The sequence below is a fragment of the Corynebacterium meridianum genome, from assembly GCF_016342265.1.
In the GTDB taxonomy this organism is placed as follows: domain Bacteria; phylum Actinomycetota; class Actinomycetes; order Mycobacteriales; family Mycobacteriaceae; genus Corynebacterium; species Corynebacterium meridianum.
Genome location: NZ_JAEIOS010000011.1, coordinates 290711 through 302228 on the forward strand (window position 1 = coordinate 290711; position 11518 = coordinate 302228).

Below are 11518 nucleotides of genomic sequence, written 5' to 3' on the forward strand. Positions count from 1 at the left end.
GGTGGTCATGTGAACTCACTTTCTCTTTTTGATGATCAGACCTGCGGCTAGGAGCAGGAGCAGGCCGCCGCCGACGGCGACGGCGGTAGTGGTGTTGACGGACGGTGAGGACTCCGCTGACCCGGTACTGTCAGCGGATTGCCCCGGATCGGTCATCTCCGAGGTGTCGGAGGATCCCCGGGAGGCGCCTGCGGCGCCGTCGGAGACCGTGAACGTGGTTCTTCCCCGGGTGGCGTGACCGTCGGAGGAGGTGATCTGGAAACCCACCGTGTACTCCCCCGGTCCCGGGTGGATGTCATCGGGCACGGTTATCCGCACGATCTGGTTCTCCAGCACCGGCTCATCGCTGAACAGGACGGTTGCGGTCGTGGTGTCACTCACCGCCACGGTGTTGAAACTGTCCCGGGGAATTCCCGAGAACTCGAGGACGATCTCACGGGGAAACTCCTCGACCGTGGCGCCGTCCGCGGGCGTCGAGTCGAGGACGACGTCGTGCGCGACGGCGTAACTGCCGGACCACTCCGGTCCGAAACCCACCTGGCACCCCAGGATCACGACGGGGGTGCAAACCGTCGCAGCGAGAACGGCCGCGCGCCTGCGGTGGCTGCGTCTGCAGCGATGTCCGTGGTGTCCGGTCACAATCAACTCCATCGTCGTTGGTGGGTGGCGTTCCGTGGCGCCGGGGACGCCGTCGTGGGACGCGGACCGTCTCCCCTTTTTTGAGAGCCTCTTCCAGAAGTCGGATACGGCGGAGGAATAGTTCCCGCAAGCCCGGCCGGGGAGGTCGTTCCACCCCAAAGCCAATGCTCACCGGGATATCCTCCGACCGATCGCCGGAGCCGCGCTCTGCGGTTCGTCCGCGTCACCTCCGGGGAACCACCACATGTCTGTTTCCCCCAACCGATGGTACGCGCCTGCTGCCGGGGACTTGCCTCTCCCCCGAAGGCTCCCACGGATACGGGAACAGCCCGGACACCATGCGGTGTCCGGGCTGTTTTGCGGTGGTCCCAGCTGGGATCGAACCAGCGACCTTTCCGGTGTGAACGGAACGCTCTTCCACTGAGCCATGGGACCTAGGACGAGGGTGGCTCGCCTGCCTAGAAAACTAACACGGCTGCCGAGTCCATACCTAATCCGCTGGTTGATCACTCCAGTCCACCGAGCACCACACCAACCCGACCGCACTTCACGGCCGACGGTCGGCCACCGCTCCCCGACGAAGCTCACCGCAGGGCCCAGTCGAGCCCGTCCCGGAAGCCCGTGGTCGACAACCTCCGGCCCAGGCGCGTCAGCTGCTGATTTGTGCCCGGGTCCCGACTAGGGCTAGAGTTTGGTCTCGCACCACATCGGGTCCACGGACCCACGCGTTTGTTGCGATGCGGATGTAGCGCAGTTGGTAGCGCATCACCTTGCCAAGGTGAGGGTCGCGAGTTCGAGTCTCGTCATCCGCTCTGGTATGGTTTTCGTACCTGCACAGCCACGGTGGAATGGCCGAGTGGTGAGGCAACGGTCTGCAAAACCGTGCACACGGGTTCGATTCCCGTTTCCACCTCCAGTTTTACAGTCCTGCGCGTTTAGCTCAGCGGGAGAGCGCTTCCCTGACACGGAAGAGGTCACTGGTTCGATCCCAGTATCGCGCACCGGAGTAGCACAGCTCCCTAAATACAGTGCATGCGGATGTAGCGCAGTTGGTAGCGCATCACCTTGCCAAGGTGAGGGTCGCGAGTTCGAGTCTCGTCATCCGCTCAGGAAATGCCGTCCGCGGTGTTTCTTCCCGCGCGTTTAGCTCAGCGGGAGAGCGCTTCCCTGACACGGAAGAGGTCACTGGTTCGATCCCAGTATCGCGCACCGGAGTAGCACAGCTCCCTAAAACAGTGCATGCGGATGTAGCGCAGTTGGTAGCGCATCACCTTGCCAAGGTGAGGGTCGCGAGTTCGAGTCTCGTCATCCGCTCCACCCTGCAGCGGCCCGGCGTACAACGCCCGGGCCGCTGTCTCGTTGCACCACCCACTCCGCCACCATCTTCCGGGGCGTCCCCGTACCGACTACCCTCACACCCCATGAGCGATTTTCCCCCCGAAATCCCTCCGGCGGAGCTGATCGGACCGGTGGAACCGACGGGACACAACCAGATTCGGGCCGTGTCAGCCACCACGCTGACCGGGGCCACCGCGATGTCCGGAACGTCGGGCGCACTGGGTAACGGCACCGATACGACACTTCTCCAGGCCCTACGCATCTGGAGCGACGTCGTCCTCGTCGGTGCGGAAACCGTCAGGGCCGAGAACTACGGCGGTGTTTCGGTCGCCCGCCGCGACCGGTCCCGCAGGCGGGCTGAAGGTCGGGAACCGGTACCACCTGTCGCCGTAGTGACCCGCTCCTTCAATCTGGCACGGGATTCCAGGCTGTTCCGCGGCACCGAGGCGGCCCCGCTGATTCTCGCACCGGCTTCCGCATGCCAAGACCCTGCACTGTCGGGTGCCCGACAGGAGATCACCGCTGCGGGTGGCCGGATAGTGTCGACGGGAACCGGAACACCAGATGAGATGGTTGAGTGTCTCCATGACCTCGGGTACAGCAGGATCATCTGCGAGGGTGGGGCGCGCCTGCTCGGGCAACTGGTGCGCGCCGAGCTGATCGACGTGCACCACATCACCATCGATCCCAGTCTCAGCCTGCCCGCTCATCCGCCGTTGATCGCCGGTCCGGGCACCGGGGCGGGCGACCCTCCGGAACGCCATCACCTCCGGCTCGAGGGCATCAGGGCGACGTCGGACGGGTGTGTGTTTCTCCGGTACAGCGGCAAACACTCCGGTCGCGTTCCCTGATCAGCGGTCTCTCCGCGGTATGGTGGGGCGGTGACCGACCTAGCCCACTCCCGTTTGACCACGCTCTGGACCTCACCCGGCCCGCGGGTGTCCCCGACGACTCCGACGCCCAGATCCACCGGTTTCGATCGTGTCGCCCGTATGGTCTTCTGGCCACTGTCGCTCATGCTGATCATCCACCGCATCCTAGTGCTGTCCGTCAACGGGTCGGTGACCGACGACTTCTCCACGGTCTATTTCGCTCTCCGCAGGTTCCACGACGGTGTTCCGATCTACAACGAGGTCTACCATCACGTCGATCCCCACTACCTGTACTCCCCGGGCGCCACGCTCGCACTGTCACCGCTCGGTCTCCTGACGGACTTCGATTCCGCCAGGATGTGGTTCATCTGCCTCAACGCGGCGGCGATCGTGGCGGGCCTCGGTGTACTCACCCGGATGTTCGGCTACGCCCTTTCCTCGGCCGTGTACCCCGGGGCCGTGTTCTTCGCGTTCCTCACGGAGGCGGTCCGGAACACACTGGTGTTCTCGAACATCAACGGCGTCCTGCTCCTCGCCTTCGCCGGGTACCTCTACTGCCTGCTCCACGAGCGGCGGTGGGCGGCCGGCCTCCTCATCGGTCTCGCCATCCTCATCAAGCCGATCTTCGCCCCCCTGCTCTTTCTCCCCCTCGTCAAGTTGAATTGGCGCACCGTCGGCACCGGTGTACTGGTCCCCGTGATCATGAACGTCGTCGCCTGGCCGATCGTTCCCGGTGCCGGCGACTACGTCACCCGGACCATGCCGTACCTCGGCGAGGTGCGGGACTACGCCAACAGCTCGCTGCCCGGCATCGCAACCTACTACGGCATGCCGTGGTGGCAGGAGAAGTTCTGGTTCTTCTTCTTCGCCGCCGTGGTCGCCGTGGGAGTGGTCGTTCTCCTGCGCTGGCGGTACACCGATCCCCTGCTCTGGGTCAGCACCACGAGCGGGCTGCTGCTCGCCGGCGTCTTCCTGCTCTCCTCCCTCGGGCAGATGTACTATTCGATGCTGCTGTTCCCCCTTTTGTTCACGGTGCTGCTCCGTCGCTCCGCGATGCACTCCCCCGTGGCCTGGATCGCCGTCTACTGTTTCCTGTCCGCCGATGTGTGGTTCTCCGACGAATGGTTGGACCTCGGCCGGGCGATGCACTATCTCAAGCCCACGGTGGGCTGGGCGCTGATCGTGCTGACGATCACCGTCGCCGCGGTGGTCTGGTGGTGGCAGGAACGCGACGGCCGGGCGGCCACCGCATCGGAACCCCCGACTGTCCCGGCCCACCCCATCCGCACCCCGGGAGTACCCCACCCGGACCGCAACCGGAAAGATGACGATGACCGACTTCAAACTGATCAGTGACGACGAGTGGCGCCGGCGACTGAGCGCCGAGGAGTACCGGGTACTCAGGGGCTCCGGAACCGAGGCACCGCACACCGGCGAGTACACCGACACCTTCACCGAGGGCGTGTATTCCTGCCGCGCGTGCGGAACGGAGCTCTTCCGCTCGACGGAGAAGTTCGCGGCGCACTGCGGCTGGCCCGCGTTCTTCTCCCCCCTGGCCGAAGACCGCGTCATCGAACGTCGGGACACCTCGCTGCCCGGGCGGCCCCGCGTCGAGGTACTCTGCGCGACCTGCGGATCACATCTCGGACACGTATTCACCGGCGAGGGATACGACACCCCCACGGATCAGCGGTACTGCATCAACTCAATCTGCCTCACCCTCGATGAGAAGCCCGTCACCTAACACCGTGCAGAAAAGACGCCCGCCGCCCCTCCGGGGCAGACGGGCGCAGTTCGTCCAGGTCGGTTCAGGTCACGGTCACGGGAGGACCGAGATGATCTCCTCGACGTCGTCGACGCGACGGCCGGAGAAGAACGGGATCTCCTCGCGGACGTGTCGACGCGCCTCGGTGTACCGCATCCGGTACATCAGATCGACGATACGGTGCATCTCCGGGGCCTCGAAGGCGAGGATCCACTCGTAGTCACCGAGGGAGAACGCGGGCACTGTGTTGGCTCGCACATCCGGGAAGTCACGTGCGGCCATTCCGTGTTCGACGAGGATCTTCCGACGCTCGGCGTCGTCGAGCAGGTACCAGTCGTAGGAACGGACGAAGGGGTAGACCGAGATCCAGCGCCCCGGATCCTCCCCCATGATGAAGCTCGGGAGATGGGACTTGTTGAACTCCGCCGGGCGGTGCAGCGCGGTACCGGTCCAGAACGGCTCAGTGCACCGGCCGAGGGTCGTGGTGCGGCGGAAGTCGTTGTACGCCCGCTGGATGTCCTCGATCTCCTCGGAGTGCCACCAGATCATCACGTCGGCCTCCGCCCGGAGTCCGGAGATGTCGTAGATTCCGCGAACGGTCACCGGCCCCTCCCCGAGCCCACGGAAGAACTCTCTGGTGTCCGCGACCGCCTGCGTCCGGTCATCGCCGAGGGCCCCGGGAATGATCCGGAAGGTGGCGAACTGGGAGTACTGCTGCATCGAGTTGAGTTTCTCGAAATCCTTGCGCTGGGCCACGGTGTTCGGGCTCCTTTCGTGGTGGGGTGGTCCCCGTCGCGGGGCCTCCGGTGGACGCCGTCGACACGTGGTGCCCTGCGACGGCCGCTGCCCTCCATCATAAGTTGGTTGTCCGGCCCCTGCCGCCACCACCCCGGTCGGCGCGCCTCCACGTCCGTCACGTCGGAGAGGGTTAATTTGGGAACCGTGACCGAATCCGAAGCCCCCAAGCATCCCGCGGCCGCCGGGACATCGGCCGATACCGACTCACCGCAGCTGTTCAATGAGGCTGTCGAGTCGATGCACCGCGCACAGCTCCGCCCAGAGGTGACACTGGGGACGATCCGTCCACCTCAGCGGCTCGCCCCGTACAGCCATGCCGTGGGCCTTGAGGTGGAACGCCCCACGGACGGGGACGGGGTCGCGACGGACAGCGAGGGCGACGCCTTCGGTCGACTCATCCTTCTCCATGATCCCGGTGCCGAGGAAACCTGGGAAGGCAGGATGCGTCTCGTCGCCTACATTCAGGCGGACATGGATGATTCTGTGGCGGCTGACCCACTCCTTCCCGATGTCGCCTGGGACTGGCTGAAGGAATCCCTCGGGCATTCCGGTGCCACCTACACGAACCTCGGCGGTACGGTCACGTCGACCGCCTCGGTGCGGTTCGGGGACATCGGTGGCCCACCCCGCGCTTTCCAGGTGGAGATGCGGGCCTCGTGGACGGCCGTCGACGACGATCTGTCGGGCCACGTCACCGCTTTCGGCGAGTTGCTCGGACATGTCGCCGGACTGCCTCCGGAGGGTGTCATCCCGCTCACCAATCTCCGCGGCACTCCCCGGTCCTGAGCGGCGTTCCCCCGCTCAGAAGTACACGGCCACCGGCCGGCCAGCCACTTCCGTGACAGTCAGATCGACGTCGTAGAGGGAGGCCAGGTTCTCCGTGGTCATCAGCTCGGCGGGCGTGCAGCTGTGCACCAGCCGCCCGTCCTTCATGGCGAGAATCCGGTCTGAGTACGCGGCCGCGAAGTTGATGTCGTGGATCACCACGACGACGGTGCGTCCCAAGTCCTCCGCCGTCCGGCGCAGCAGCTTCATCATCGCGAGCGAGTGCTTGATGTCGAGGTTGTTGAGCGGCTCGTCGAGCAGGATGTAGTCGGTCTCCTGGGCGAGCACCATCGCGACGAAGGCGCGCTGCCGCTGACCGCCGGAGAGTTCATCGAGGTTGCGCTCCGAGAACTCCTCGAGTTCCAGGTACGCCATGGCCCGATCGATCGCTTCCTCGTCCTCCCGTGTCAGCCGCCCGGCGCTGTGCGGGAAGCGACCGAAGGCGACGAGTTCCCGCACGGTCAGTCGTACGGCCACCCGGTTGTCCTGGCGGAGCACGGAGAGGATCCGGGAGAGCTTCTTCGACGGGGTGGTCGACACGTCGTGCCCGTCGACGCTCACCGACCCACCGTCGGACTGGATCAGCCGGCTCACTATTCCGAGCAGGGTCGACTTGCCTGCGCCGTTGGGGCCGATGACGCTGGTCACTCCCCCGGCTGGGATGTCCACGCTGACGTCATCGACGACCTTCTCGGAGTCGTATGTCTTGGTCACACCGGAAATCCGGATCAACGGCCCAGGCCTTTCTTTGACAGCAGCAGGTAGAGGAACAGCATTCCGCCGGCGAACTCGATGATCACCGACAGTGAGGTGTCGAAGGAGAAGAGTCGGCCGAGCACCCACTGGCCGACGACGAGGAACACGACGCCCAGCGCGGATGCCACGGGAATCGTCCACCCGTGCCGGTCGCTCCGGACCAGCAGGTATGCGAGATTGGCGACGAGGAGCCCGAAGAAGGTCACCGGCCCAACGAGCGACGTGGACACACTGACCAGCACGGAGCACAGCACGAGGGCCGTGATCACCTCACGGCGGTGGTTCACCCCCAGAGACACCGCGGTGTCCCGCCCGAGCAGCAGTACGTCGAGCTGCCTGCGGCGACGCAGGAAGATCCCGACGCACACGAGGGTCACCAACCCCGCCCAGGGCAGCAGGTTCTTGTCGACCACCGAGAACGTAGCGAAGAACACGTCCTGGAGCACCTGGTACTCCCCCGGGTCCAGCATGCGCTGGAGCAGCGCGGACAGCGAGCGGAAGAACACACCGACCACGATCCCGATGAGCAGGAGCAGGTCGATGGAGGTGCGGCCGCCGGCGAACACCGTCCCGAACAGCAGGAGCGAGAATCCCACCATGATGACCGTGTTTACCAGGAACATCGCGGCGGACGGCACCGTCGAGAAATACAACGACCCCAGCCAGTAGACGATGATCGTCTGAATGAGCAGATAGAGGCTGTCGAAGCCCATCAACGCGGGTGTAAGGATCCTGTTCGCGGTGATCGTCTGGAACACCACCGTCGACGCCCCGATCGCGACGCCGACGATCACGAGACCGGCGACGGTGGAGAAGCGCAGTTTGAACGCGAACATCCACGCCGAGGGAAGGTCCCAGGTCAGGAAGAAGACGACCCCCAGCACGGACAGCAGGACCAGTCCGGTGACGAGGAGTGTGCGGAATCTGTCGGCCCTGCGGCGCCGGGCCCTCCGGGCCTCGGCGAGGGAGTTCGGGCTCGCGGTTTCAGCAGCGGACACGGGCATTCCTCCGGTACAGGATCGCCAGGAAGATGGCGGCTCCGAGGACACCCATGACGGTGCCGACGGGCATCTCGTAGGGGAAACGGATCGTCCGGCCGAGGATGTCGCAGACCATGCACATCATCGCCCCGACCAGGGCGACCCAGGGTAGGGAGCGCCTGGTGTTGTCCCCCATCACGGCGCTCACCAGGTTCGGTACGACGAGTCCGAGGAACGGAATCGCGCCGACGACGGTGACCGTCACCGCGGAGACGACCGCGACGACGGCGAGACCGAACGCCTCCACGGCGCGGGCGTTGATGCCGGCGTTGACGGCGTAGGAGTGGCCGAGTCCGAGGATCGTGAATCGGTCGGCGGCCACGTAGCTGACGATCACCAGGATCCCGATGATCCACAGCAGCTCGTAGCGACCCCGGAGCACGCCCGCGTAGCTGCCCAACTGCCATGAACCGAGGGACTGGAGCAGCCCGTAGTTGTAGGCGATGAAGGTGGCCACCGCCCCGATGACGCTGCCGAGCATGATGCCCACCAGCGGGACGGTGAACAGGCCGGGGTTCGGTATCCGCCGGATGGCCCCGAGAAACAGGGCTGTTCCCGCGAGAGCCGTCAACGACGCCGCCACCATCTTCCACCCGATCGGCGCGGCCGGGAAGAAAAGGGTGACCAGAAGTAGGCCGAGTGCCGCGGACTCCGTCGTGCCGACCGTCGACGGTTCGACGAACCGGTTGCGTGCCAGGAGCTGCATGAGCAGCCCGGCCACGGCGATGGTCGCACCCGAGAGCAGGATGGCGACGGTCCGCGGTATCCGCGAGACCACCATGATCCGCCATTCGGAGTCGGCGACGCCAACCAGCAGACTGACGGCGGACAGTGCCGCCAGCGTCAGTACCGCGGGAAGCAGCAGCGTCGTTGAGTTGAATCTCATTTCCTCGGGGTCAGCCCTTGTACGCGGAGCCTGCGGCGTCGATCATCTTGGACATCGTGGTCAGCCCACCGACGACGAGGTACCAGTCGTTGGAGTTCAGGTAGACGATGTTGCCGTTCCTGGCAGCCTTCGTGTTGTTGATCAGCTCGTTGTCCAGGGTCGCCTCGGCGGTGTTCCCGTCACGCCCGATCGCAGAGTCCCGGTCGACGACAAAGAGGTAGTCGGGGTCGGCGTCCGCCACGAACTCGAAGCTCACGGGATCACCGTGCGGCCCGGCTTCGTCCAGTTTCGCCGCGGGGGTGTAGCCGAGGTCGAAGATCATGCCGAAGCGGGACTCCTCGGAGTAGGTCGACAGCTCTCCGCCGTTGGTCATGATTACGAGCGCGGTCGGCGCACCGGCGGAGATCTTCTCCTTGTAGTCGTCGGCCTTCTTCTCGAGCTCCTCGCCCTTCTCCTCGGCCTTGTCGCCGACACCGAATGCGGCGCCGACCATCTCGGCGGATTCGGCGTTGGACTCGAGGTAGTCGTCGTACTCGACCGTGACGTCGATCGTCGGGGCGATCTCGGACATCTGCTCATAGGTACCGGCCGTGCGGCCGCCGATGACGATCAGGTCCGGTTCGAGGGAGGCGATGGCCTCGTAGTCGGGCTCACGGAAGGAACCGATGGTCTGCTTGTCCTCGAAACCCTTGAGGATCTCCGGAGGAGCGCCGGCGGAGGTGACACCGACGATGCGGTCGCCGTAGCCGAGCGAGACCAGGTAGTCGACGCCGGAGTAGTTCATGACGACGATCCTCTGCGGTTCAGATTCAATCTCGGTCTCGCCCTGCCGGTGCTTCACCGTGACGGGGTACTGGGCCGCGACCTTCCCGTCGTCCGCCTTAGCGGCAGCCGAGCTGGCGCTGCTGGAACCGGTGGTGGCGTTCTGGTCTGCGTCATCGCCGGCGGACGAGCAACCTGCGAGTGCGAATGCTGCGACCACCGCAACAGCGGTGACACGGGTCCTGATTGTCATGTTCTTCCTTTTCCTTCAGCTGATCGCGATGTCGGGGCCACCCTTCTCACACCATTGGGCGGCACCGGAATCAACCGGTACCACGCATCGACGGGGCGCCCCATGTACATACCGCACGCAAACAGAGAGCCATTCGTCGATCTGACGGCACACAGTCGAACGAACGGCACAACATCAATCCATTTGTGGACGGCCGTGCCAGGATAGCGCAGGCTCCCCTGAGCTCTCCACCGCGAGACATCGCATCCGGCGTGACCACCCCCGAACGTTCACTTTTCTTAACATAGGCTAAACGTATCCTGGCCTGGATCGGAAATGTTCACACGATCCCCTGGGTGGACCATGAGCGGGATCTCGCCCACTACACTTGGGTGTCATGCCTGTACCGCTGATCTCACCCACCGGGGGAACTCCGGCTCTGATCGACTCCGCCGGAGCACTCAGCGACGCCGCGGACGCCCTGGCCTCGGGACGTGGCCCCATCGCCATCGACACCGAACGCGCCTCCGGCTACCGCTATGACGAGCGGGCGTTTCTGGTCCAGCTGCGCCGACGCGACACCGGAACCATACTCATCGACCCGGAGGGGCGGCGCGCCGAGCTCCGGGAGGCACTCGCCCCTGTCCTCAACTCCGCGGGATGGGTCATCCACGCCGCCCCCAGTGATCTGCCGTGCCTGGCCCGGCTCGGACTCTATCCCGCCGATCTGTTCGACACCGAGCTCGCCGGCAGGCTCGCGGGAATTCACCGAGTCAACCTGGCCGCGATGGTAGAGGACATCCTCGGTTTCACCCTGTCCAAGGGCCACGGGCAGGAGGACTGGTCGACGAGACCGCTACCTGCCGAGTGGCTGGACTACGCAGCCCTGGACGTCGAGCTGCTCAACGAGCTCGCCGAGGCGATGGCGGAGATACTCGACGCCGCCGGAAAGCTGGACTGGGCGGTACAGGAATTCCAGCACATCAGACGAACCCACGGGCCGAGCACTCCGGTCGAACCCGCGACGTGGACGCAGGCCAAGGGGGTAAACGGGCTGAATCGCCCCGAGCAACGCGCGGTCGTGCGGGAGCTGTGGCTTGAGCGGGACCGGATCGCACGGCAACGCGACTGTGCGGTCCACCGGATACTGAAGACGCGGACCATGATCGAGATCGCGCGCAGACTCCCCGGATCAAGCGGGGATCTCGCCACCATCAGTGGCTTTCCGAGGCGCGATGAACGGGCGCGGACCCGATGGATGTCCGTCATCGACAAAGCCCGGCGGAGTCCCCGCGCCACCTGGCCCGAACCCCCACGACACGATTCCGACCATGTGCCGGGGCGATCGGCGCTGGCTTCCTACCCGGAGGTCAAGGAAAGCCTGTCGCGGGCCCGGGAGGTTCTCTCGGAGGTCTCCGGTGAGGTCGAGGTGCCGGTGGAGAACATTCTCGCCCCCGCCACCCTAAGGGCGGTCGTGTGGCACACGGTTGAGACCGGCCGGATCCGGTCGACCGGACAGCTGGTGGACCACCTGCAGGCGCTGGAGGCCCGACCCTGGCAGGTCGAACTCACGGTTCCGGTGCTGGCCCGCGAGCTGCTCTGAGT

The 11518-nt window shown here is 65.4% G+C and carries 11 protein-coding genes and 7 tRNA genes; 11 read left to right on the forward strand and 7 right to left on the reverse strand.

From position 1 onward, the window contains the following. Positions 1–15 precede the first annotated feature (15 nt). Both JDV75_RS04515 and JDV75_RS04520 read right to left on the reverse strand, forming a co-directional pair. Positions 16–537 carry a copper resistance CopC family protein gene (locus JDV75_RS04515; protein ID WP_336244295.1) on the reverse strand — a complete coding sequence of 174 codons (522 nt, stop codon included), beginning with the start codon at positions 535–537 and terminating at the stop codon, positions 16–18. Between the two features lie 465 nt (positions 538–1002). Beyond that, positions 1003–1074 (reverse strand) — tRNA-Val (locus JDV75_RS04520). A gap of 304 nt (positions 1075–1378) precedes the next feature. Here JDV75_RS04520 and JDV75_RS04525 point away from each other — a divergent pair. The 9 genes from JDV75_RS04525 to msrB all read left to right on the forward strand — a co-directional run bounded on the left by JDV75_RS04525 (position 1379) and on the right by msrB (position 4593). After that, a tRNA-Gly gene (locus JDV75_RS04525) sits at positions 1379–1451 on the forward strand. Positions 1452–1481: 30 nt separating this feature from the next. Beyond that, positions 1482–1555, forward strand: a tRNA-Cys gene (locus JDV75_RS04530). 13 nt (positions 1556–1568) lie between these two features. Next, positions 1569–1640, forward strand: a tRNA-Val gene (locus JDV75_RS04535). Positions 1641–1673: 33 nt separating this feature from the next. Continuing rightward, positions 1674–1746: transfer RNA gene (locus tag JDV75_RS04540), tRNA-Gly, on the forward strand. 30 nt (positions 1747–1776) lie between these two features. After that, positions 1777–1848, forward strand: a tRNA-Val gene (locus JDV75_RS04545). Positions 1849–1880: 32 nt separating this feature from the next. Further along, positions 1881–1956, forward strand: a tRNA-Gly gene (locus JDV75_RS04550). Positions 1957–2060: 104 nt separating this feature from the next. Continuing rightward, positions 2061–2828 carry a pyrimidine reductase family protein gene (locus JDV75_RS04555; protein ID WP_198738052.1) on the forward strand — a complete coding sequence of 256 codons (768 nt, stop codon included), beginning with the start codon at positions 2061–2063 and terminating at the stop codon, positions 2826–2828. A 30-nt stretch (positions 2829–2858) separates the two neighbouring features. Further along, positions 2859–4205 carry a glycosyltransferase family 87 protein gene (locus tag JDV75_RS04560; protein ID WP_248095048.1) on the forward strand — a complete coding sequence of 449 codons (1347 nt, stop codon included), beginning with the start codon at positions 2859–2861 and terminating at the stop codon, positions 4203–4205. Continuing rightward, positions 4180–4593, forward strand: coding sequence for a peptide-methionine (R)-S-oxide reductase MsrB (gene msrB / locus JDV75_RS04565; protein ID WP_198738053.1), 414 nt, complete (start codon positions 4180–4182; stop codon positions 4591–4593). The genes JDV75_RS04560 and msrB overlap by 26 nt, the downstream gene beginning before the upstream one ends. A 75-nt stretch (positions 4594–4668) precedes the next feature. On the opposite strand, the gene hemQ is transcribed toward msrB, so the two are convergent. Further along, positions 4669–5370 carry a hydrogen peroxide-dependent heme synthase gene (gene hemQ, locus JDV75_RS04570; protein ID WP_336244296.1) on the reverse strand — a complete coding sequence of 234 codons (702 nt, stop codon included), beginning with the start codon at positions 5368–5370 and terminating at the stop codon, positions 4669–4671. A gap of 186 nt (positions 5371–5556) precedes the next feature. Here hemQ and JDV75_RS04575 point away from each other — a divergent pair, with 186 nt between their 5' ends. After that, entirely contained in the window at positions 5557–6198 is a 642-nt protein-coding gene (locus tag JDV75_RS04575) for a DUF3000 family protein (RefSeq protein ID WP_198738054.1), read from the forward strand. A gap of 15 nt (positions 6199–6213) precedes the next feature. Here the strand turns inward: JDV75_RS04575 and JDV75_RS04580 are convergent, their stop codons facing one another. From JDV75_RS04580 to JDV75_RS04595, 4 genes are read right to left on the reverse strand one after another with little or no spacing between them, the layout of a single operon-like run. Then, positions 6214–6969: an iron ABC transporter ATP-binding protein gene (locus tag JDV75_RS04580; protein ID WP_198738055.1), complete on the reverse strand. Its 756-nt coding sequence runs from the start codon at positions 6967–6969 to the stop codon at positions 6214–6216. After that, complete coding sequence (locus JDV75_RS04585) at positions 6966–7991, reverse strand: iron chelate uptake ABC transporter family permease subunit (RefSeq protein WP_248095052.1); 1026 nt, start codon at positions 7989–7991, stop codon at positions 6966–6968. Before JDV75_RS04585 ends, JDV75_RS04580 begins: the two co-directional genes overlap by 4 nt. After that, the gene (locus JDV75_RS04590) at positions 7978–8919 is read right to left on the reverse strand and encodes an ABC transporter permease (RefSeq protein ID WP_198738057.1); all 942 of its coding nucleotides are present in this window, start codon (positions 8917–8919) and stop codon (positions 7978–7980) included. The genes JDV75_RS04585 and JDV75_RS04590 overlap by 14 nt, the downstream gene beginning before the upstream one ends. 10 nt (positions 8920–8929) lie before the next feature. Next, positions 8930–9934 (reverse strand): siderophore ABC transporter substrate-binding protein, encoded by a 1005-nt coding sequence (locus JDV75_RS04595; RefSeq protein ID WP_198738058.1) that lies wholly within the window; start codon positions 9932–9934, stop codon positions 8930–8932. Between the two features lie 376 nt (positions 9935–10310). Between JDV75_RS04595 and JDV75_RS04600 the strand changes: the two genes are divergently transcribed. Then, a complete protein-coding gene (locus tag JDV75_RS04600; RefSeq protein ID WP_198738059.1) occupies positions 10311–11516 on the forward strand; it encodes an HRDC domain-containing protein in 1206 nt (401 codons plus the stop codon). The last annotated feature ends 2 nt before the right edge of the window (positions 11517–11518 follow it).